The 22,346-nt window shown below is 40.5% G+C and carries 20 protein-coding genes, 1 other RNA gene and 1 pseudogene; 14 read left to right on the top strand and 8 right to left on the bottom strand.

Annotated features, from left to right (window positions below):
• Positions 1 to 150: 150 nt before the first annotated feature.
• Complete coding sequence (locus MSBRW_RS16790) at positions 151 to 873, bottom strand: RNA methyltransferase (protein WP_048102714.1); 723 nt, start codon at positions 871 to 873, stop codon at positions 151 to 153.
• A gap of 712 nt (positions 874 to 1,585) precedes the next feature.
• Between MSBRW_RS16790 and MSBRW_RS16780 the strand changes: the two genes are divergently transcribed.
• From MSBRW_RS16780 to MSBRW_RS16740, 9 genes are all read left to right on the top strand, one after another.
• Complete coding sequence (locus tag MSBRW_RS16780) at positions 1,586 to 1,969, top strand: ferritin-like domain-containing protein (protein WP_011306588.1); 384 nt, start codon at positions 1,586 to 1,588, stop codon at positions 1,967 to 1,969.
• Positions 1,970 to 2,675: 706 nt separating this feature from the next.
• Positions 2,676 to 3,353 (top strand): nitrite/sulfite reductase domain-containing protein, encoded by a 678-nt coding sequence (locus MSBRW_RS16775; protein WP_011306589.1) that lies wholly within the window; start codon positions 2,676 to 2,678, stop codon positions 3,351 to 3,353.
• Between the two features lie 716 nt (positions 3,354 to 4,069).
• On the top strand, positions 4,070 to 4,849 hold the full coding sequence (gene hdrE / locus MSBRW_RS16770) for a dihydromethanophenazine:CoB--CoM heterodisulfide reductase subunit HdrE (protein ID WP_011306590.1): 780 nt from the start codon (positions 4,070 to 4,072) through the stop codon (positions 4,847 to 4,849).
• A 4-nt stretch (positions 4,850 to 4,853) separates the two neighbouring features.
• Positions 4,854 to 6,083, top strand: coding sequence for a dihydromethanophenazine:CoB--CoM heterodisulfide reductase subunit HdrD (gene hdrD / locus MSBRW_RS16765; RefSeq protein WP_011306591.1), 1,230 nt, complete (start codon positions 4,854 to 4,856; stop codon positions 6,081 to 6,083).
• Positions 6,084 to 6,188: 105 nt separating this feature from the next.
• Positions 6,189 to 6,824 carry a DUF116 domain-containing protein gene (locus tag MSBRW_RS16760; protein WP_011306592.1) on the top strand — a complete coding sequence of 212 codons (636 nt, stop codon included), beginning with the start codon at positions 6,189 to 6,191 and terminating at the stop codon, positions 6,822 to 6,824.
• Positions 6,817 to 7,437, top strand: a complete 621-nt coding sequence (locus tag MSBRW_RS16755) for a DUF116 domain-containing protein (RefSeq protein WP_011306593.1) — start codon at positions 6,817 to 6,819, stop codon at positions 7,435 to 7,437. The genes MSBRW_RS16760 and MSBRW_RS16755 overlap by 8 nt, the downstream gene beginning before the upstream one ends.
• A 372-nt stretch (positions 7,438 to 7,809) precedes the next feature.
• Entirely contained in the window at positions 7,810 to 8,964 is a 1,155-nt protein-coding gene (locus MSBRW_RS16750; RefSeq protein ID WP_157209482.1) for a geranylgeranyl reductase family protein, read from the top strand.
• A 526-nt stretch (positions 8,965 to 9,490) separates the two neighbouring features.
• Entirely contained in the window at positions 9,491 to 10,615 is a 1,125-nt protein-coding gene (locus MSBRW_RS16745; RefSeq protein WP_011306595.1) for a geranylgeranyl reductase family protein, read from the top strand.
• Between the two features lie 139 nt (positions 10,616 to 10,754).
• Complete coding sequence (locus tag MSBRW_RS16740) at positions 10,755 to 11,930, top strand: geranylgeranyl reductase family protein (protein WP_011306596.1); 1,176 nt, start codon at positions 10,755 to 10,757, stop codon at positions 11,928 to 11,930.
• 78 nt (positions 11,931 to 12,008) lie between these two features.
• Here the strand turns inward: MSBRW_RS16740 and rnpB are convergent.
• An RNA gene (gene rnpB / locus MSBRW_RS20605) (RNase P RNA component) lies at positions 12,009 to 12,366 on the bottom strand.
• Positions 12,367 to 12,794: 428 nt separating this feature from the next.
• Here rnpB and MSBRW_RS16735 point away from each other — a divergent pair.
• From MSBRW_RS16735 to MSBRW_RS16725, 3 genes are read left to right on the top strand one after another with little or no spacing between them, the layout of a single operon-like run.
• Positions 12,795 to 13,934 carry a methanogenesis marker 9 domain-containing protein gene (locus tag MSBRW_RS16735; protein WP_011306597.1) on the top strand — a complete coding sequence of 380 codons (1,140 nt, stop codon included), beginning with the start codon at positions 12,795 to 12,797 and terminating at the stop codon, positions 13,932 to 13,934.
• A complete protein-coding gene (locus MSBRW_RS16730; protein WP_011306598.1) occupies positions 13,921 to 14,964 on the top strand; it encodes a triphosphoribosyl-dephospho-CoA synthase in 1,044 nt (347 codons plus the stop codon). The genes MSBRW_RS16735 and MSBRW_RS16730 overlap by 14 nt, the downstream gene beginning before the upstream one ends.
• Positions 14,961 to 15,608 carry a DUF447 domain-containing protein gene (locus MSBRW_RS16725; RefSeq protein ID WP_011306599.1) on the top strand — a complete coding sequence of 216 codons (648 nt, stop codon included), beginning with the start codon at positions 14,961 to 14,963 and terminating at the stop codon, positions 15,606 to 15,608. The genes MSBRW_RS16730 and MSBRW_RS16725 overlap by 4 nt, the downstream gene beginning before the upstream one ends.
• A gap of 81 nt (positions 15,609 to 15,689) precedes the next feature.
• On the opposite strand, the gene MSBRW_RS16720 is transcribed toward MSBRW_RS16725, so the two are convergent.
• Both MSBRW_RS16720 and MSBRW_RS16715 read right to left on the bottom strand, forming a co-directional pair.
• Positions 15,690 to 16,268: a VTT domain-containing protein gene (locus MSBRW_RS16720; protein WP_011306600.1), complete on the bottom strand. Its 579-nt coding sequence runs from the start codon at positions 16,266 to 16,268 to the stop codon at positions 15,690 to 15,692.
• A gap of 12 nt (positions 16,269 to 16,280) precedes the next feature.
• Positions 16,281 to 17,003: a hypothetical protein gene (locus MSBRW_RS16715; protein ID WP_011306601.1), complete on the bottom strand. Its 723-nt coding sequence runs from the start codon at positions 17,001 to 17,003 to the stop codon at positions 16,281 to 16,283.
• 245 nt (positions 17,004 to 17,248) lie between these two features.
• On the opposite strand from MSBRW_RS16715, the pseudogene MSBRW_RS24510 reads away from it, so the two are divergent.
• Positions 17,249 to 17,481: pseudogene (locus tag MSBRW_RS24510) on the top strand (ISH3 family transposase); the annotation flags it as partial.
• Between the two features lie 218 nt (positions 17,482 to 17,699).
• Positions 17,700 to 18,419, top strand: a complete 720-nt coding sequence (locus tag MSBRW_RS16710) for a dihydromethanopterin reductase (acceptor) (RefSeq protein ID WP_011306602.1) — start codon at positions 17,700 to 17,702, stop codon at positions 18,417 to 18,419.
• A 189-nt stretch (positions 18,420 to 18,608) separates the two neighbouring features.
• Here the strand turns inward: MSBRW_RS16710 and MSBRW_RS16705 are convergent, their stop codons facing one another.
• From MSBRW_RS16705 to MSBRW_RS16690, 4 genes are read right to left on the bottom strand one after another with little or no spacing between them, the layout of a single operon-like run.
• The gene (locus MSBRW_RS16705; protein WP_011306603.1) at positions 18,609 to 19,307 is read right to left on the bottom strand and encodes an ABC transporter ATP-binding protein; all 699 of its coding nucleotides are present in this window, start codon (positions 19,305 to 19,307) and stop codon (positions 18,609 to 18,611) included.
• Positions 19,289 to 20,332: an ABC transporter ATP-binding protein gene (locus MSBRW_RS16700; RefSeq protein WP_011306604.1), complete on the bottom strand. Its 1,044-nt coding sequence runs from the start codon at positions 20,330 to 20,332 to the stop codon at positions 19,289 to 19,291. Before MSBRW_RS16700 ends, MSBRW_RS16705 begins: the two co-directional genes overlap by 19 nt.
• Complete coding sequence (locus MSBRW_RS16695; protein ID WP_011306605.1) at positions 20,329 to 21,288, bottom strand: ABC transporter permease; 960 nt, start codon at positions 21,286 to 21,288, stop codon at positions 20,329 to 20,331. Before MSBRW_RS16695 ends, MSBRW_RS16700 begins: the two co-directional genes overlap by 4 nt.
• Positions 21,275 to 22,234, bottom strand: a complete 960-nt coding sequence (locus MSBRW_RS16690; RefSeq protein ID WP_048102716.1) for an ABC transporter permease — start codon at positions 22,232 to 22,234, stop codon at positions 21,275 to 21,277. Before MSBRW_RS16690 ends, MSBRW_RS16695 begins: the two co-directional genes overlap by 14 nt.
• Between the last annotated feature and the right edge of the window lie 112 nt (positions 22,235 to 22,346).

Below are 22,346 nucleotides of genomic sequence, written 5' to 3'. Positions count from 1 at the left end.
ATCTGGCTTTAGATAACATTTTCATTTGTCGTTACGGTTTTCTGTCTAAAAAAGGATTTAAAAAAAAAGTAATAATATGTATCACAAATTCTGATGTAAAAAACAGGTTTATTCTCATATGAACTTTTCTATGCTGGCCGAAGCTTCTGTTTACTTACTCTCTGGCTCGTTTAATTCGTATCCCATTTTTCGCTCGGTTTTTTTTATTATGCCCCTTAAAGTTTGAACTTCTCTGGGGGTTAATCCTGCCCTTCCGAGTATTCTCCGCAGCATCAGATATGTTTTGTCTTTTTTGTGTGGAGGATAGTCGATTTCTTCCAGCAGTTTTTCCATATGCTCGTATAAAAGCTGGAGATCAAACCCATCGGCGAGTGGACTGTTCCCTCCTTCCATATCCGAAAGTTCATAAAGCACTACTGCAACGGCATGTGATAGATTCATAATCGGATATATTTCAGAAGTTGGAATCGTAAAAAGCATATCAAAACTTTTTAGCTCATCGTTCCGGAAACCTGTGTCTTCGCGTCCGAAAAGAATTGCAATCGTACCGCTGTAATCTTTCAGTCTCTCTTTGAGCTCTCTGGAGGTATAAAGCGGAAGACGGATGTGTTCCCCGGTTTTCAGGCTTGCTACCCCTGTAGTTCCTATCCTCAGGTTTGCGCCTTTTACAGCCTCTTCAAGCGTTGAGACAATTCTTGCTCCTTCAAGGACATCTCTTGCATGCGATGACATGGCTCTTGCTTCTCCTTCGAGTTTACAGGGATTTACAAGCACCAGATCAGTATATCCAAAGTTCTTCATTGCTCTTGCAACAGATCCGACATTTCCCTGATACATGGGCTCTACAAGTACTATACGAATCTTAAGTGACAAATTTCTCAATCCTTTTTTAAAATTAGTTTTCAAGTGTGATTGCATCTTCCATACAGACAGCCACACACATTTTGCAACCCAGGTAATAAGATGGACCCTTAAAACGCAGATCTCCGTTTTTTTCTATTGAATAAACTATTGGGCCTTTAGGGTAGGCAGCCTTGCATTTTCCACAGTCTGTACATTCTTTTCATCAATATATATTTTCATGCAGATTATTTTCTGTGTGTTCTGATTTCATTGTGGTATGCGTTGGTCTTATTATTTTTTGGTCTTATTGTGCTTCTGTCTTATTGTGGTTTATTTTGGTTTTATTATGCTCCTGTCTTATTGTGGTTTATTTTGGTTTTATTGTCATTTCTTTTTCCTATTTCATTCCTTTCCTGTTTTAGCTTTTGCTTTTTGGTTCTTCCTACTTTGTAGTTTTTTTCACTGTTTAAATTAATATTATTTCTCCTCGCGTTACTCCTAAATATATTAGTCTCAAGTTCAATTAGTCTCAAGTTCAATTAGCCTTAAGTTCGATTAGCTTTAAGTTCGACTAGCCTTAAGTTCGCTAACGAGATAAAAATGAAATCGAAAGATGAGATCGAAAGATCAAACTACAAGATCCAGTTTTGACATTGATCTCAAATGTGGCTAAAACTTAAATTCAAAGACTGCCCTATGGTTAAACTATAAAAGTAGTTATTTAAAAAAAAATGGTGATTCAATGACTCTCGAAGAAATTTTAAAAAACACATTTAAAGGAGAGACTACTGAAGTTGGCTGGTATCTCGCAATGTCAAAGATTGCTGAGCGGGAAGGATTTCCGGATGTTGCGGTTTACCTACGCCAGGTCGCCATGGACGAAGCCTGGCACGCTACCGAGGTAGCTGAAATCCTGGGACTTGTGAAAGAAACAACTCTTGAAAATCTGGAAATGATGTTTGAGGGAGAGGGTAAAGCCGAAATTGAGAAAGCTGAAGCTGCAGAATTAGCCAGGAAGGAAGGCAATACAAAAGCTGCTCTTTTCTTTGAGAAAGCATCTCTGGATGAAGCCAGGCATAAAGCAGGTCTTAACGGATTCCTGGAAAGGATGAGAAAACAGCAATAAGAAAAAAGGATCTTTCGATCCTTTTTCCCTATTTTAAGTTATTATCTCGGCAGTTTTAATTTCTAACTATTTTTTATCGCTATTTTTATCGCTAAATTACTTTACTTGTTGTAATTAGGCTGGTTAATTTACTCAGGATTTTAGATTTCATTTCAGGATTTTAAGATTTCATTTCAGGATTTTATAATTCTATTTTTAGATTTTAAAATTTTATCTCCAGATTGTAATGTTATGATAAGTTCTGTAGAGCTATGAAAAACTGAATTACGTCAGGCATACAGTATTATATTTCTATATATTATACATGCAGTTTTATATTATCTCGAGCAATATAATTTGGGTTTGAAATCTTTTCCTGGATTCTAGGTATATTTAATCCAGGAAAGTGGCAGAATATCGGATTCTTTTCCTTCTTTATGGGGGTCTAATTTCAGGGGAGCTGAATCAGGACTTGCTGTGTCTGCTAATTGATTCAGTAATTGATTGGCTCTTATCTATGAATTTAGCTTTTGCTTCCGATTTTCGACGCCGGTCTTAGTGAAATAATGCTATCAAAATCTAAAGCGAGTAGCAATAAAATTGTGAAACAAACATCAAATCGAACAAATTTTGAAAGTAAATATTAAATTGAACAAGTTCAGAGTAAAAATTAAACTAAACAATCCTGAAGTAAACATGAATCGACTAAGTTGGAGGAGTGTATAATATGGTAAGTCGTGAGTATGTGAAAGGGGATCTTCCCGAAAAAGCTGCAATTCTGCAAAGAGATGGCGAAACGTATGCAATTGCTCCCCATATTCCTGGAGGAATCGTATACCCGGAAACTCTTCGAAAAATAGCTGATATTGCAGAAAAGTATGGGGCTGCTGCCCTTAAGATCACTTCGGCCCAGAGGATTGCAATTGTAGGGTTAAAAGAAGAAGATCTGGATGCAGCATGGGGCGAGCTAAATCTAAAACCCGGAGCTGCTATAGGGCTCTGTGTCCGTAGCGTTAAAATTTGCCCAGGCACTACATTTTGCAAGAGAGGCAAACAGGATTCAGTCGGGCTTGGATTAAAACTTGATGAAAAGTACCACGGGATGCAGCTTCCTTCCAAGTTTAAAATGGGAGTTTCCGGCTGCCAGAATTCGTGCTCTGAACCTATGATAAAAGATATAGGGCTAATGGGCACTGCAAAAGGCTTTACTTTATCTGTCGGAGGCAGTGCAGGACCCCGTCCGAGACTTGGTAGTGTAGTGGCAAAAGACCTTACCGAAGAACAGGCTCTGGATCTTGTCGAAAGGATAATCGACTTTTACAAAAAGTACCCAAAGCCACGAAGACTAGGAGAAGTTATCGACGAGATAGGACTTGAGAAATTCAAAGAAGAAGTGGGGTTGTAAAAAGCTCTCTTAATTTTCAAAGGTGCTTTTTACCTAAACCAATATTTCTTAATAAACCTTTTTTTGAAAAGGCTTGTGATCACGCTTGACAGGGTTTAGGAACAAGATTTTCAAACTCAAACATTTCTCGGGTTTTCGGTCAAGCCTTTTTTGAAAAGGGTTGTGCCACAACCGTTGTACCGTTTAATCACGCCGACTATGTCGTTACTGGAGTTTTCAGTCAAGCCTTTTTTTAAAAGGGTTGCGGTCAAGCAGTTTTTTTAAAAGGGTTGCAGTCAAGCAGTTTTTTTAAAAGGATTGTTTGAAAAGGCTTGTGATTGACTTCTTCTTTTCCTGAACTTTTACTTTTTACTTTTTTTATCGCTTAATTTCTTACTTTACCGTCCAAAAGAATTCTATATTCTTTTTATATGCTTTCCATTTTATAATTTAAATATTATTTATTATACTTTCACTTTTTTCTTTCTCGTTTGATTACTTTCACTCAACTCATTTTTGCGATTCAGTGGGCTTTTTAATCTGTTGATTAATAAAGATAATGTTTAAATATAATAGATACAAAGACTAACAGACTATACAAACCTTATGTAGACAGTCGCTACGGCTATCATTCTGTCTTTACTATCATTGATGTTCTGTAACATGACAATTGTAAAAGCAGTATTAATTCCCAGTTTTTGATCCATACATAGGAGGAATAAATTATCAGTGAGGAAATGCTTTATTTTTCTGGGCTTTCGGATGTACTAAGGATGACGTTTGTCCAGATTATGATATTTAGCACAATAGCTATTGTGATTTTCTTATATGGTCTGATAAGCAACTTTCAAAAATGGGGGACAGGAGTCACAGGTTATGCTCTTGAGCCTCAGGAAGGAAAAAAAGGAAGTGCAATTACATTCTTAAAAACCTGGTGGAGTCAGGTAACCGCAGAATCTCATCATCGTGGGGAATCTATTCTGGAAATTCTAATTCTTGATATTCTCTTCCAGAGAAGAATTCTCAAGAGAAGTCCTTTCCGCTGGGTCATGCACCTATTTATTTTTGGGGGCTGGATGACCCTATTTGCCCTGTCAGGAATGATGTTTGCAGTTGAAATGACCGAAAAGATCGGAATCGCACTTCCGTTCACCCCCGCAGAATTTAGAGATTTTCTCTCAATTCCGAACTACATCTTCGGGTATATCCTGCTTATCGGAGTTCTTGTAGCATTAGTAAGAAGACTGTTTGTCTCTGAAGTCAGGGAAGCTTCCATTATGTATGATTGGGTTTTGATCGGAATAGTTTTCTTAGTTACTATTTCCGGTTTCATCGCCGATGGAATTCGAACAGGCTTTATCTGGAGCTTTGGGCTTGATCCCTCAGTAGCACCACCTGCCGCTCTCTTCCATTCCATATTTTCCCTGCTCTTCTGTATTGCATTTATACCGTACAGTAAATATATTCATATAATCGCCATACCGCTTGCACTTCTTGCAAATAAAGGAGGCGAATAAAAAGATGGCAAAACGTACCCCTTCAATCGATACGAAGAATCTTACTGCAGTCCAGCTCATGGAGCTTGATGCCTGTGTTCGCTGCGGTGAGTGTGTAAAATGGTGTCCGACTTATGCCGCTTCCGGCGGGAAACCAGGATTGGCTCCAAGAGACAAGATCCTGCGCTGGAGGCAGTACATGAACAAGTCCTATGGACTTAAAGCAAAACTCTTTGGCCCACAGGAAGTTTCTCCTTCAGAGCTTGAAGAATTTAAAGATGATGTCCACGGCTGTACTACATGCGGTGTCTGTGCAACAGTTTGTGAAGCAGGTATTAACACTGTGGAAATCTGGGAAGCTATAAGGACAAACCTTGTAAAGAAGGGCATAGGTCCTTATGGGAAACAGAGCGCGTTTCCAAAACTTGTTGGGCAGTACCATAACCCTTACATGAAGGACCAGAAAGACAGACTTGCCTGGGTTCCTCCAGACGTGAAAATAGAAGACAAAGCAGACATTGTCTATTTCACTGGCTGTACTGCAGGGTACAATCAACTCGCTTTGGCCTTTGCAACATCACGTGTGCTCAACAAGCTGGGAATTAAATTTGCCATGCTTGGCGAAGAGGAATGGTGTTGTGGCTCAGCCCTTATCAGGACAGGCCAGGTGCATGTTGATGATGTGGCCCGTGAACTTGCAAGACACAATGTAGAGGCACTCCAGAAAAAAGGTGCTAAAAAGGTTTTGTTTGCATGTGCAGGCTGTTTCCGTGCTGCAAAGATCGACTGGCCCAGGCTTCTTGGCAAAGAACTGCCTTTTGAGGTTATTCACATTACACAGTTCCTTGCAGACCTGATACAAGCGGACAAGATTAAATGGGAAAAGCCAATCAACAAGACAATTACCTATCACGACCCCTGCCACCTTGGCCGCCACGTTGGCGTCTTTAATGCTCCCAGGTATGTGCTTTCCCATATTCCGGGCGTTAAGTTCGTTGAAATGGACAGGTCAAAGGAATTCCAGCGTTGTTGTGGAGCTGGCGGTGGTGTAAAAGCAGGAATGCCTGACCTTGCTGTGGCAATGGGAGAGTCCAGAGTTAAGGACGCTCTTGAAACCAATGCAGATATCCTCTCGAGTGCGTGCCCCTTCTGTAAGAGGAACCTCTCGGATGGCCGTGATGCTCTCAAATCTGATATTGTTGTAGAAGACATCATCGAGCTAGTTGCAGAGGCTCTTGGCCTTAGTACCTCATAAGCGTGAAAATGAAGGCTGGATTTCCAGCTTTCTTTATTCTTTTTTCTTTCTCTCTTTTATTGTTTATAGCAAAACTTAAATACCGATACTTCCCTCCCCTTGAACATGCATATTCCTTACGAATTTCTTGGAAAAATATTTATATATCTGGTTCTTTTTGCTCTCGCAGGAACAGGGATTGCCCTGCTAATAGGGGCATATTCCGTTAAAAAACGCAGGATAATTTTTCCGGAGTTCGTGTTGTTTACACTTTATCTTTTCTATTCTCCTGCAAAATGGATCTGCAAAGCTTTCAGGATAAGGGACACCCTTGTTGACGATATTCTTATTGATGTCCGAAATGCTGTGACGTATAACGATTTCAGGCGTGTTAAAGACAAGAAAATCCTGCTTCTTCCTCAGTGCTTGCGCCACCCGAACTGTAAGGCCAGATGCGACCCGGTACATGGTTATGAGTGCAAGCGTTGCGGGCTATGTGATATTTCAAAAATCTCCGAGGCTGCTGATAGGTGCAATTTCCAGGTTTTTGTAATACCAGGAGGAAGTTTTGTCAAAAAGATTTTTAAAGAATATAAGCCTGAAGCCTGCCTTGGCGTGGCCTGCTATAACGAGCTTTCCGAGAATATGCAGGCGGTATCGTTTGTCCCCGTACAGGGTGTTCTTCTTTTAAGGGACGGATGTTTCAATACTGAAGCGAATGTTGAGGAAATAATTCAAAAAATGGAGATGTGCAATGTATAATATTATTGGGGAAGCTCTTTTCATTTTTGTTATTTTATCCCTTATTCTTTCTGGCATAGCTCTAGTTGTCAGTAAACGTAGTCTCACAGGAAATGTCTACCTTGCAGGTTTTTTCGCAAATATACTTGATTTTTTTTATTTGCCTCTGAGACACCTTTTCCTTAAATTTTCCGATACGCGAGTTCTGGATAAGTGGATGGCATCTCTGAAAAACCGAGCCTATAAGTCTGATTTTGCAAAAACAAAAAAGAGGATTCTCCTGGCGCCGCATTGCATGCGGAGTCTTGACTGCCCGGCTTATTCTACTCAAACCGGAATACAGTGTAAATCCTGCGGGAAATGCGTCTTTACTCAGTTGAAAAAAGATGCTGAGAAATATGGGTATAAATTATTCATTGTTACAGGTTCTTCCTACGTAAAAAACATCCTTAAAATGGAAGATGCTGATGGTGTCCTTATGATTGCCTGTGATTACGAAATCAATAAAGTCATGCGTGCGCTTAAAGGTAAGGGAGTCGTAAGCTACGGTATTCCTATGGAAAGAGACGGCTGCTTCGGGACAGAAGTAAATTATCAGAACGTTCTGGATGTTTTTGAAATCTTTAAGAATTAAGCAATAATTGAGGCAATAATAAGGCTTTTTTCTTAAGGTTTTTTTCTCTTGTGAAATTAGTATACGGTTAACGGGATCAGAGTAAGAGTACGAGCGAGCTTATTGTTTTCAATTGAGAGAACCAGCTTAATTCTTATTTTGTCCTGATTATGTTCCCAAACATAGCCAGCTTTTAACAAACATAACTAGCTTTTAACAAACATAACCAGCTTTTAACAAACATAACCAGCTTTTAAAGGTCAGCCTCAAATAAGGTATTGCAGATTTTATCAGCACTTAATTTTATATGGCTGAGTTCTTTACTATTTTTAGTAATATTTTTGTAAGATTAATAACAATTATAGCCAAAATTCTATTTTTATAATGATTTCTATGAAAAAATATGATGTTGTTATTATTGGAGCAGGTCCTGCAGGATCTTACGCGGCATATATGTTAGCTAAGTCTAAGATCAACGTGCTTGTTATTGATAAATACTCCTTTCCACGTTACAAACCCTGTGCAGGAGGTTTAACTGCAAAAGCGTTTAATTCCTTTGATTTTCCGATTTCCAAAGAGGTAAAATACAGTACAAATTCTATTGTAACCTCATACAAAAACCAGATCTTTCACAATATTTCAGGTAATAAAACACTTGTTAAAATGATTGAAAGAAAAGAATTCGATGACTTTCTTATTAAAAAGGCCGTTGATTCGGGAGCAACGTTTCTTGATGGTATGAAAGTGACTGAAATTACCTGGGAGAATGCAGAGTTTAGTATCAAAACAGATTCGGAGTTTTTCCGATGTAATTATTTGATTGGGGCTGACGGTACTAACGGTATTGTTAATAGAACATTTAACATTGTTGAGAGAGACCTTTATGGTTTTGCGGTGGAAATTAACTGTCCCGTAAGCAGGGATAATATTGGAAAATTTAATATGACTTTTGATTTTGGGACAGTTCCAAATGGTTATCTGTGGATTTTTCCTAAGGATGAATACGTTTGTGTTGGAGCCTATACAACAAATAGAAAAATGAAAAATATTCAAAAATATCTTCTTGATTATATTGAAAAGCTTGGGCTTGTTCCTGAATCTGAAAAACTTAAAGGACATATTATTCCTTATTATGGAATTAACTATAAGCAACCCGATTTTCCGTGTGTCCTGGTAGGAGATGCTGCCGGTTTTGGAGAATACTGGACTGGGGAAGGCATTTATTATGCGGTAAAAAGTGGTACAATTGCTGCTGAGGTGATTTCTTCAAGTATAAAATCAGGGATTTTTGATCGCCAAGCACTACAAAGAAGATACCAAAGAGAAATTATTCGAGGCTTGAAGTTAGCATATTACATAGGGAAATTTTTTTATGGTAATCTACCTCTCTCATTTAATCTTGTAATGTCTTATTTACCTGTAGGTATTATGTACGAATCTGCTTCCAGAGGGCTTACGTTTGATCAATCTTTTTCGAAAATCCATGTTGCATTATCAAGCTTAATACTGAATAAATCCCACATTTCTAATAACAAGTATCACAGATAAATTTAAAACAATAAAACTTTCACATTGAGCTTATCCCATAACTAAAAACTAATTCTAAAATATGAAATTAAGAATAATCAATGAGTCTCTGGTCATAGAAAAATAGTTCTGAAATTCTTATCAGTTTTGATTATAAAGCTGGTTTTGGGATGAGCTCATTAAATAATACTAATGATTTTTACTGATTTCTCCTAAGGGAAATAAGCACAGAGTTATTCCCAGATGTAAGTTGCATAACTTATTATTTGAGAAGTTCCCGTATTTAATTTACTTTCCTTGTATTAATTATTAATACTTTTTAATTTTTTTACACCTATTTGCTTTGAGCAATAGCAAGTAACAAAAAACAATCATTGGCGAATTTTCTATTATATTAACTTTATATAGGTAAATGCAAATAATAAAATCAATTTTTATTGAATAATTAATATTGAATATCGTATAATAACAAACAGTATTAAATAATTAACCTGTTACGTGATAGAATTATTTGTGTGACAGAGTAATTAGTCTTCTGGTGCGTTTCATGTATGATGTAATCATTATTGGCGGTGGTCCTTCCGGAGCTTCGGCCGGAAGAAGGGCAGGAAAACTTGGCATGAAAACACTGCTGCTTGACAAAGAAGAATTTCCCAGATACAAGCCCTGCGGGGGTGGACTCTCAGAACATGCGATGTCTTATCTCGATTTTGAACTCCCTCAAGATATTATTGAATGGGATGTTACAGGGGCAAGGATCATTTTCAGAGACCAGTTGATTGAGGTACACAAGGATCATCGGGTATCTGCGCTTGTATCCAGGAACAAATTTGATAATTTCCTTCTTGAAAAAGCAAAAGAAACAAACATTGAAGTCCATACCGGAGAAAAAGCTCTGTGCTGCAGGGAAATGCCTTATTGTGTTGAAGTTGATACCAGGCAGGGGACATACCAGGCAAAATTTGCGATAATCGCAGAAGGTGCCCATGGACTTGTCAAAACCTGTGTGCGGCCCGCAGATAATAAAGAAGAATATGGAATCTGCCTTGTTACTGAAGTTCCTGCTGACGAAAGAGAAATGGAAAAACGCCTGGGAGACGCCGTGGAACTGCATTTTGGGGTTGCTGGAGGCGGATATGGCTGGATATTCCCTCATAAAACCTATTATTCCGTTGGAATCGGCGGAGTTGTTAAGGACTTCCCGCATCCTAAAGAAGCCATGCTTAACTTCCTCAAGGAAAATGGCTTTTCCGGAGAATATAAACTTCACGGGCACAAAATCCCCTGGGGAGGAATTAAAAGAAAAGTGGTGGGTTCAAGGGTCCTTCTAAGCGGAGATGCTGCCGGATATGTAGATGCTTTTTCAGGTGAGGGACTTGCCTATGCGATTTGTTCAGGGCAGTTTGCAGCTGAGGCAATTGCAAGGGTTTGTCTGCAAGGAAAAAATCTGAAAGATCTAAGCAAATATGAGTCTCTCTGCCGTGCTGAGTTTGGTACTCACCTCAAGTACTCCCTTCTGTTTTCCAGGATAATGCATCATTTCCCTGAACGGACATTTAAGATCTTCACATCAAGTGATAAAATGCTTGATAAATATCTTGAGGTTATGGATTTTACGATTGATTATAAGGATTACCTGCGCTGGGCCCTTTTGAATTTCAAACTCAGGTAAATAGAATAAAAGAACTTAATGAACTTTTTCATATTTTTTTATGTCTTCGGTCTTTTTATTGTTCCAGCCTTAATATATTTTAAGGGCAGATTATTCCTATCTTTATAGCTGCACTTATTCCATAAACGGGTGTCTTCGTATGTATGATTTGATCATAGTAGGAGGAGGGCCTTCAGGAGCATCGGCAGGAAAGACAGCCGGGGAAAGGGGACTTTTAACCCTCTTAATCGAGAAAGAAAATTTTCCAAGGTATAAACCCTGTGGAGGGGCTCTTTCTTCTTATGGTTTATCTTGCCTGGATTTCAAGCTCCCTGAGTCCATAATTGAGAGAAATATCCCAAAGGTGGGGGTTTATTTCAGGGACCGGTTTGTAGAAGGAATGAAAGAAAATAACCTGGCTCTGCTGGTTTCCAGAAAAGTCTTTGATAACTTTTTGCTTGAAAAAGCCAGAGGGGCCGGAATTGAGGTCCATACCGGGGAAGAGGTTCTTGACCTGGTTGAAAAAGAGGATTTCGTTGAAGTCAGAACCACAGATAATACTTATCTGGGGAGTTTCGTTCTTATTTCAGAAGGGTCGGGTGGAACCCTTAAATACAAAGTAAGGCCGAGAGATAAAATAACAGAATATGGACTGGGCCTGGTGTCGGAAATTCCTGATGACGATGAAGTAATAAGGAATCGGTTTCCAGGCACTATAAATATTCATTTCGGGGTTGCGAAGGGAGGTTATGGTTGGATCTTTCCTCATGCCGGATATTATTCTGCAGGAATTGTAGGGGCAGCTCAATATCTTGAGCATCCGAAAAAAACACTGCTAGATTTTCTGGAGGAAAACGGCTTATCAGGGGACTTTCCGGTTCGGTCCCATGTTATCCCCAAAGGAGGGATAAAAAGAAAAATCCTCAATTCAAGGCTGCTTCTGAGTGGGGATGCTGCCGGATTTGTAGATGCTTTCACAGGAGAAGGTCTTTCATATGCAATCCGGTCAGGACAGCTTGCTGCGGAGACCGTTGCCGACCTTGTCATGTACAGTCTGAAGTTAAATAGCCTTAAAGCCTATGAGTTCAGTTGCAGGCAGGAATTCGGAAATTATCTTTCCAGTTCTCTTAAACTGGATAAAATAATGCATCGTTTTCCTGAGGCATCTTTCAAACTGGCTGTTAGCAACAGGGAGATCCTGGATAAGTACCTGGATGAGGTGGTAACTAACAGGAATTATAAAGAATATGTCCGCTGGTTACTGTTGAATTTCTGCCTGGTTGAACCTGTCTCCAGAATAAAATCTCTTACCCTGGAAGGAATCGATAAGGACTGATTTATAAAAATAGAGGGATAACGAAACTGGAGTAAAGGAAAAACGAGTGGAAAAAGGTAAAGGAAAGTAAGTTTATGCGAGTGAGGCAAGTAAGCTCCCTTCTGTTCCTGCAAAGATTTCCTGCCACCCATCAGTGGAGAAAATGGTCATGATGACTCTTGCAGTGACGGCATTCGGCTATGCGTTTTCAAAGACAACCGGGAGAGTCCGGAATTCTCTTCTTCCCGATTTCCAACTTGCACCCACGAGGATTCGCCGTTTCATCCATTTTCCCTGAGACCTCAGCTTCCGCATCATCGCATTTTCAGGGGATGGTTCTCGTTTCTGTGCCAGGGCCCGGGCTCTCGCCCGACATCCTTTACAGATGTTCGTGTATCCGGAGCGGTGGGGAGACTTTCCTCAGACCCAAAGGCCCGTCAGCCGTCCAGCCTCTCTCGCATATTACCTTTTGGTGATCTCCTTATATTTTTCTAATTATATATATTTTTGGAATGCCCAATCTACAAAAGGTTGAATAGAGTTTTTATATTGAAAAAAATTTTAAGATTTAAATGTATTTTACGACTGGGAAACGTACGACTGGGAAATGTTTTTCTACAGGAATAGGGTAATACTTTTATTTAATATTGCCCCATTTTATTTCGTTCTCTGAGCGATTATAGACATGCCCTTTCCTCATAGTTTATATAAATTTTGTGTGTTTAGGGTACGTCCAAATATTAATATATGTGCATTATTATTCGTAAGTTATGGGTGGACTTTTTCCATCTTCAAGGCTTGTCCGAAAAATCTTATAGATACTTTAATCTCGGGCAATGGCTATAATTCATATCAGTTTGCAGGCTTATTTTCAAGAGGTAAAACATGAGTGATTGTCTGTTCGATTTGCATATTGGATATGTTCGTTTTAAAAACCCGATTGCACTGGCGCCTATGGCAGGAATTGTCGATAGTGCTTTTGCCAACCAGTATGCAAGCAATGCCGGGCTGGTAATTCTTGGAGCCTTTAACCTGGATAAGGCTTCAATAGCTGTTGCTTCAGCCCTTGTAGCCCGGGGTAGAAAAGAGTTCATTTCCGATGAACCTATGGAGTTTATGAAAAAGGAAATCCGGGCAGTAACTTCCGGAAGTGCCGTAGCTGTAAATGTCAGGAGTACTACACTTGAACCCCTCATTGAAGCTGCAAAAATTGTCAAAGAAGAAGGAGCAATCCTTGAGTTGAACGCTCACTGCAGGCAGCCTGAGATGCTCGAAGCCGGACTGGGAGAAGCTCTTCTCCATGACCTTCCAAAGCTTTCGGCCTGGATTCGGGCCATAAAGGAAACAGGAGTTGTGCTTTCAGTAAAAGTAAGGGCAAACGTGGTCAATGATATCGAACTTGCAAGGCTTATCGATAAAGCGGGTGCGGATATTATACACGTTGATGCCGAAATGGAGGGCTTTGGTGCCGATCTTGATGCAATCCTTAACTACAGGGACGCTACAAGGCTTTTCCTGATAGGAAACAATTCGGTCAAGGACTTTGAGGCAGCAAAGGAGATGTTTACCCGAGGGGCTGATATGGTTTCCGCTGCCAGGGGAGTCCTTGAAAATTCTGGACTTATACAGGAACTGGTAGAAAACGTTACCTCTTACCAGCAGTCAATAGGCTGGTATAATGCTCCAAAGCACGTTTGCAGCGAAGGGGACTTCAGGGGGCTGGCTTTCTGCTGTCTGCCTGTAAAACCCTGTCCTGTACATGAAAAGTTCCAAAAACTGGGATATACGGCAGAGGAGTTTGCCAGGACAAAGCTTGACTTTGCGAAAGGCACAATGCTGGAATACGGAGAAGATACGTGCTTCGGAAGCCTTGTCTGGTGTTGTAAAATCACCAAGCCCTGCTGGATCAGAGACGGAGTATTAAACACAATTGGGCTCTCTGACACAGAATACATGAAGCTTAAAAAGCAACTGGCAGAATACGTACTGGATCATGCCAGAATTCCGGTAAATGAATCCCAATAATACTGATTTTATCTGCCAGATACCTGAACTGGCAGAAAACCCACAGATTTCAAGTCTTATTGCCCGTTGTGCCCAGCTTGCTATGCTACTTGAGGTCTCGGCTTCTCCAAAACCAGGAAACGTCGATAGGGAGCATAACTATCCTGATACCTACTTTGAACATTTTATAGCGTCTTCTGTAGGCGTTTACCCTGTCCTCGAGCTGGCTGCAAGAAGCAGGAACGGGATAGGTGCACTTATCAGAAGTGCGGTTTGTGAGAGTTCTGCCTGGCAGAAAGGAGGAAATACCCATTTCGGCGCCTTTCTGCTACTTATCCCTCTTTCAATGGCTGCAGGCGAACTCTTTAATTCATGCAGAAAAATCCCATATAAACTCTTACCGGACGAATTAGAAGCCCTTGCTGTGCATGCACATGCTTTTGTTCAGGCAACTGACTGTGAGGATGCTGTCGAGTTCTACAGGGCTTTTGAAGTGGCAGGGGTGAGGGTTAACAATGTGGATGAATTCAACCTCGGAGACCCTGAGTCAACATCTGAGTTAAGGGCCAAAGGAGTCACCCTTTATGAGCTTATGGATATTGCCAGAGGGTATGACCTGATTGCAAATGAATGGGTTACGGGCTTCGGACGCTGTCTTGAGGGAGCAAAAAGCATAACTGAGTTCATGCAGGCTCAAAATCCGGGAGCTGAGAATTCAGTTTCGAATTGTTCAGGCACAGGTATTAACGAAGCCGTTGTGTATACCTTCCTGAAATTGTTGTCCCGGTACAGGGATACTTTCATCGAGACCAAATTCGATACAGATACTGCAGATTACGTTTCATCAAGGGCAGGCGAGATTCTCTCTACCTGGGAGGAGGCTTCAGATAATGAATCTTCAGGTAATACCACTAGAGACTTTGAAGATCTGCTTCCTGCTGTACAGGAGTTTGACTCCGAGCTTCTCAAAAAGAGAATTAATCCGGGCTCAACAGCCGATATCATCATAGCCGGGCTTTTCATTGCCCTTCTGGGAGGTCTGCGCTTTTGATTGGACTTTCTCCTGAACGCAGAAAAAACGGAAGTGACTCTTCTGCTGCTGATTCTATCGATTTATATTCTTTTGGGATCAGAGAAGGCATTTCCGAAACAATTATCAGCACAGGCCTGGAATGTCCAAATGCTGCTCCTATCGGAATAATCGTAAAAGGTGGAAGGACTTTTGTCCGGCTTTTCAAAGGCACCCACACCTGGGAAAACGTCTCAAAAGAAAAATATCTTGCCGCAAACGTAGTGTATGATCCTCTGCTCCTTGTGCGTTCGACTTTTTTCGATCTTGAGCCCTCCGAATTTGACTATGTGCCTGTCCACGGATTCAGTTTCCCTATCCTGAAAACAGCATTGGCCTGGATCGTTTTCGAGTGTACCGATCTTAAGAATACGGATCATGCTCTTGTGGCCGACCTTATTCCTGTAAAAGCAGGTTTCAATGAAGCTAACTGGAAAAGTCTGCCTTTACCCAACAGGGGATTCAATGCAGTGCTTGAGGCGACTGTCCATGCAACCCGCTATCAGCTTACAGGAGACGAAAAATATCTCAAACTGATCCGCCATTATGAATCACTGGCTTCCAAGTGCGGGGGAGAAAACGAGAAAAAAGCTATGAAATTGCTTTATGAGGTCTTGGGGCTGTGAGTTTTTGACTGTAATTAGGTTTCTATAAAATTATATAGGTTGAGAAGCGAAAAATCAGTAAAGTAAGTCCCTCATATAACTCTAAAGGCGTAAAATCATATATGCCGAGAGGATGTACAATACATTTAGTGTTGCTTCTCCTATGAAAACTCCCATCAGGCACTTAAATATGTGTACTCCCAAGGTAGAGCCAACATAAACTATTAAGTCTGTTGGGACAAAAGGAAAAAAGCTCCAGCCCACTATAATTGGAAGTTCATTGTCTCCAAGGCCATGTCTTATTTTTTGAATATATTTTCCGTACTTTGTTTCAAAATATGTAGCGAAGCCCATATACTTTGAAAAATAGTACACGATTGTGGACGAGGCAAGTATTCCTAACATGTTTACTATAAAAAGCTCTACTGGATTAAAGATGATAATTCCTGAAAACAGAAGAGCAGTTGAAGGAATCATTGTCAGCCCTCTAAAAGATAATAAAAGAAAATAGATTCCAAGAACAACAATATGATGTTCTTTTGCAAGTTCTTTAAGGAAGAGAAGGTTAATTTCATCCGGAAAAATGAGATATAATGTCATTCCTCCTATAATCACAAGCAACCAGATGAGAAAAAGGAACTTCTTTTGTCTCACACTAGAGTTACTAAATTCCTTTTCCATTTTTCACACTCCCTACTTAACATTTCTCTGACCACTACTATTTTCAGTTCCGTTTTCCTCGAGAAGTTCACTATTGTTCCCATTGGTCTGATCTTCTTTCCAGGTAGCTATGAAGACATGTCTTTCACACTGATTGATCCCATAAAGTCTATGGATTGATCTGTCTTCAGGATCCTGAATATAATAAGCAATAAACATGATATCGGTATTCTCAATTCCATAGTAATTCTCAAAGAGCGAAATGAAATCGTCCCGGGGAGTTAATGTTGTATTTAGGCACTTTGATGCAAATTCTTCCTTAGAATAAATTTGAAAATTAAAAATCTCCGGATCGTTTACGTCACCCTTAAACACTAAACTAGACGAGTTATTTAGGCAAGAGTTATTTAGGCAAATAATTCCATAAAGCGTATGAACTGAACTATTCTTAGGATCTTTAAGTTTACTACAGACAATGACACAGGTGTTAGAGTTATTAACCCCATAGTGGTTTTTAAAGAGAGAGATAAAATCGTCCTGGGGAGTTAACGAGGTATTTAGGTACTTTGATGCAAATTCTTCCTTTGAATATGTTTGATAGTCAAAACTATTTGGTTCGGTTGCACTACACTTCACCAGTAAATTAGCATAGGTGTTTAAGAAAAATGGATATGAAAAAACTAAAAAACCTGTCACAAAAACAAGTAAGGAAAGTGTCAAAAATGTGCAGATTGTGATTTTTAGGAATTTTTTCATTTTTCTTTACACCGATCTGAATAAGTTTTGAAGGAATTATAAATGTAGTCCTCTGAAAACCTTATCACTTCATACGAAGTGGCAGAATACTAAAAATCTGCAAAACATGATAATGAAAAGTTACAATTATGTTCAGCATTTCACTAATTTTTGCTTTCTTTTAAATGATGTCTTCTGATAACTCTATATATAATGAAAACGCCGTCATACGCATTTTTCCTGTCTAAGCTTGGATATGGTCCTAATACAGAAAAAGGTTTACTATTGAATCGTCATACAGGATGAGGAATGTGATTAAGACAAGAACTTCAACTAAAAACGCTAATATCAAATATTTTATACGCTGATATCGTTCCTCCTAAAAAAACATATAATATACATTCAGAGAAAGCATTTTACGATTATAAAAAGAGGACCAATAGTTGTAGATGAGGATAAATTCATACTTGATATGTTTGTGCTTCTTGTTGTGGAATAGCTTAAATGAAAGTTGAGGATTAGGAACGCAGTGAAGTGTCTGCGCTAAAGGGAAAAATAAATAGAGAAAAAAGATTTTAGCGAACTACTGACACTGGCAAGTTTCTGTTTTTCACAGTAGCCTTAAAGATATTACAGCAGAGATATTAACTGTTCAAAAGTGGATTAACCTCCATTTTTAGAAAATTATATTATCCCCCTCTGGCATGACTTGTTTTCATGAGTTTTCAGAGAATCGCGTGGGGCATTACAGGTGCCGGGCATTTCCTGGACCGCAGTTATCAGGTCTTTAAGGAAATCAAGCTCAGAAACCCTGAAGTTTCCGTAAACACATTTGTTTCTAGGGCTGGAGAGGAGGTACTGCGCATGTACGGGCTTGAGCAAAAGCTTGTTAAAATCTCCGGCGGGGACTACCTCGAAGAAATCTTCTGGGAAAGCGAGCAGGGTTCGAGTTCTCCTAAGGTCGGGCGCTTCGGTCTTGACCGATATGACGCCCTGTTCGTCACGCCTGCAACCTCAAACACGGTTTCGAAAATCGCTTATGGAATTGCGGATTCCCTTGTTACCAATGCCGTTGCCCAGGCTGTAAAAGGAAGAGTGCCTGTTTATATCGTACCCGTAGATATTGAAGGCTCAATCATATCCGAAATGCCCTATAATATCGACCGAAAACAGTGTAGACATTGCGAAGACTGTCCTCCAAGAGAAAACTGCCCTCATGGAGCAATAACTGAGAAAAACGGTTTCACAGACCAGATCGACCTTCTTAAGTGCAAAGGCTGCGGGATCTGCAAGGAACTCTGCCCTTATAAAGCTATTAAAGGCGGACCTGTGGAAGTCCTTGTCCGGGATGTGGATATACGCAACGTTGAGATTGTTAAAGGCTTACAGGGAATTACCGTGCTTGAAAGCCCTGAAAAGATTCTGGATTTCTTTTGAATCTTTAGTTTTGAATCTTTAGTTTTGAATCTTTAGTTTTGAATCTTTAGTTTTGAATCTTTAGTTTTCAGTACTTTTGTAGAGGCTTGTAAGGAAAGGAGCTTGTAAGGAAAGGAGCTTGTAAGGGAAAGGGGGGTTTGTAAGGAAGTTTTTATTGATAGTTATGAAAAATTCGGGCTTTAAGAAGCTTCAATCAATTATTCTCAACTGCTTGTTCTCAAGCAATCCGCAGCTGTCTGACATAAAACGGATAACAGCTTCATCATGAGAGATCAGGAAATAACCTATACTCTTCTCAGCCTGAACCTTTTTAAGCATGTGCAGGACCTGGGCTTGAACCGAGACATCCAGGGCTGAAGTTGGTTCGTCAAGTACGATATATTCGGGTTCGAGCAGGAGAATTCGGCCAAGTGCAAGGCGCTGTAGCTGGCCTCCTGAGAGCTGCGAAGGATAGCGAGAAAGCACTTCTTCTGGAAGGCCTATGGTCATAAGCATCTCTTTTGTTTTTGAGGCATGTTCTATATGAGGAATTTTGAGAAGCTTCAGAACATCGAAAACTGAGCTTCCTATTTTTTTCCTTGGGTTAAAAGCGCCCGTAGGGTCTTGAAACATTATCTGGACCTTGCGGCGAAAAGTCATATGTTCGGTTTTATTCATTTCGGAAAGCGGAGAACTCTCATAGTACACAGTACCGTATGTGGGCTTTTCAAGCCCAGCAATAACTCTCCCCAGAGTGCTTTTTCCTTCTCCGGAAGGTCCCATCAATCCAAAGGTCTCTCCTGGCCTGATCTCAAACGAAACCTCTCGGAAAATACATTTTCCCTGGCTTAACAGGCCTTTTCCGTATGTCTTTGATATGCCGTTCGCTCTCAGGGATATAGAAAACACCTCACAGCCCTTTGACCAGTTTCTTTAATTTCGGGATGGATTTGAGTGCAGCGCTTTTCCCTTAAAGGGCATCTTGGGTGGAACCTGCAGCCCGAAGGAAGGCTATTAAGAGGCGGGGAAAAACCAGGTATGGGAATAAAGCCCTTCTCAGGCAGGCTGTTCAGGAGGCCTCTGGTGTAAGGGTGTAAAGGGTTCTCAAAAAGGCTTGATGGGTCGGCGAGTTCGACAATCTCCCCTGCATACATCACAGCAATTCTGTCTGCAAGCCTTTGTACAAATCCAAGGTCATGGCTTATTAGAAGCATGGCACTCTTCCTTTCAATTTTCTGATTCCTGAGTTCAGCTTCCAGTTCAACGATGCATTTTTTGTCAAGTCCTTTACTGGGTTCGTCTGCTATAAGCAGTGCAGGGTTAAGTATGGTTGAAGCAGCAATCAAAAAGCGCTGGTTCATCCCGCCTGAACACCATGAGGGGTAGTAATTCATGCACTCGGAGAAGTTCGCAAAACCCATACGTTTCAGGGCTAATGCGACTCTGGAAAGTGCCGTCTTTTTCTTTTCTTTCTGGTGCACATATAGGGGTTCTGCAAGCTGGTGACCTATGGAATACACAGGGTTGAGGGCAAGTGAAGGGTTCTGAAAAATAATAGCAATTTCTTTTCCTCTTATCTTTGCCATTTCTTTTTCGTCCATTCCTAGCAGGTTTTTTCCCCTGAATTCTATATTCCCTTTTACCCTTGACTCAGAGGGCAGGAGATTCATAACTGCATGTGCGACGACAGATTTCCCGCATCCAGTCTCTCCTACAAGGGCTAGAGTTTCATTTTCTTTAATCGAGAAAGAAATTCCCGAAAGTACGTTTACGGTTTCTATTCCCTGAAATGAGACCTCAAGGTTCCTTACTTCAAGTACTGAGTTCCTTTCAAGTACTGAGTTCCTTTCAAGTACTGAGTTCCTTTCAAGTACTGTGTTCCTTTCAAGTACTGTGTTCCTTTCAAGCAATGTATTCTTGGAAAGGGCTTTCATAATGTGTTTGCACCTTCTCTGAAGTGTTCTGTTTCCTTTGCTTCAAGCCCGAAACCTATCAGCGCGATAGAGAGTACACAGAGGGTGATACAGATTCCTGGAGGCATATACCACCACCACATATCCCGAATAAAACCACCTTGAGAAAAAGCAAAAGAAAGCATCATTCCCCAGCTTTTCATGCTTACGTCACCAAGTCCCAGGAAAGAAAGAGATGCCTCAGAAATCATTGCCGAAGCAGTTGCCAGCATAAATTTGGGGAACAGGATATGGATAATGTTTGGGAATATATCTGATTTCATAATGTGATAAGAGGAAAAACCCATACATTGGGCACTTTTTACGTAACCTGCTTCCCTTAGCTGTAGAGTCTTTGAGCGTGTGACTCTGGCAGTGGATTCCCAGGAAAGAAGCCCCAATATGGCTATCAGGATCCAGATGCTCGGCCTTAGAAATGCTCCCAGGACTATAATAAGAGGGATCTTGGGGATGACAAGGACAACATCAGTAAAGCCCATTAACAGCTCATCAATGATTCCTCTGAAATAGCCTGAACAGAGACCTAACGCAGTCCCGATGAGAGTTGAGATCAAGGCTGCCATAAAACCTACTGTCATTGAGATCCTTGCCCCAAACACCAGTTCTGAAAGGATATCATTTCCTATGTCATTTGTCCCAAGCAGATGCTCTTCCGAAGGGGCTTCGTAGGGTATGAAACGCTCTTCTGGGGCATAAGGAGCAAAAATTGAAGGAAAAAGAGCCATAAAAATGAAAAGTACAAAGAGGAAAATGCCTATCCAGTTGAATAGTCCCTGAAAACCTCTACGTTTTTGAAAAATCCAGAAAGAAGTTTTTTTTGGAAATTCAAAGTTGGAAGCTTCGGATTTTTTTTCAGAAAAACCCTCAATGCTCGTTTCTTTCATGCAGGGAATATCAGTACCGTCAGATTGATTCATCCAGGCCTCCTCTTACTCTGGGGTCAATTAAGGCATAGAGCAGGTCAGCAAAAATATTTGCTAGCAGGGTAGTAAAAGCGATTATCAGAAATGCTCCTTGAAGCAGAGGATAGTCTTTTCCCATTATCGCATTGTATATCATGACCCCCATCCCGTTTAAGGAAAAGATGATTTCTATGAACAATGCTCCGCTGAAGAGAAACCCAAAATCCAGGGCAAGCAGGGTAATTATCGGGAGAGAGGCGTTTTTTATGATATGTCTGAAAAGTATATCGTTATTGTTCAGGCCTTTTGCTCTGGCATACAGAGCATAAAGCTGCTCCTTTTCCTGAATTACGCTTCCTCGCATGACTAGAAAGTTTCTGGATGCTGAAAAGACAGACATTACACAGACAGGTAGGAATAGGTGATGCAGTACACTTCCTATTTCAGGGGTATCATAAAAGCCTTTGGAGGGAAAGAACCCCAGTTTAAATGAAAATATATAGAGAGTCAGAAGGGCAAGAAAGTAAGGTGGGACACAGGAGAGCACCACAAAAATGAAACCGGTAAAATGACTCGCTTTTCTTTCCGGTTCCCAGCCTGCAAGGGCACCGAGAAAACATCCAAGCAAGGCCCCAATAACCACTGATACTCCCACGAAAATCAGTGTCCAGCTCATCTTATTCAGAAGAATTTCTGCTACGGGGGCATGAAGGTGATAGGAATACCCCAGGTCAAGGTGCAGGAGGTTGGAGAGATAGGAGGTGAACTGCTCAGAAAGGGGCAGATTAAGCCCCAGTTCTGCTCGCAGTTCTTCCATCACTTCTTCTGAAACATAAGCGTCTTCACCAATCAGGTTTTTTACCGGGTCTCCAGGCATGATCCTTGGGAGGGTAAAGTTGATGACGATTATCAGCATCAATGAGGAAAAATACCTGGTTACTTTTCTTACTATTTCTGACATTGCTCTATTTCTGACGTCGCTCTTTTTACTCTGTTCTTGCCGTCTCTGATATCGTTCTTTTTACTCTGTTTTTGCTATCTTTGATATCGCTCCTTTTACTCTGTTCTTGCCG

It is taken from the genome of Methanosarcina barkeri str. Wiesmoor, from assembly GCF_000969985.1.
GTDB classification, from domain to species: Archaea; Halobacteriota; Methanosarcinia; order Methanosarcinales; family Methanosarcinaceae; genus Methanosarcina; species Methanosarcina barkeri_B.
The sequence above is the reverse complement of the archived record's forward strand: the minus strand, read 5'-3'. Positions and strand labels throughout refer to the sequence as shown.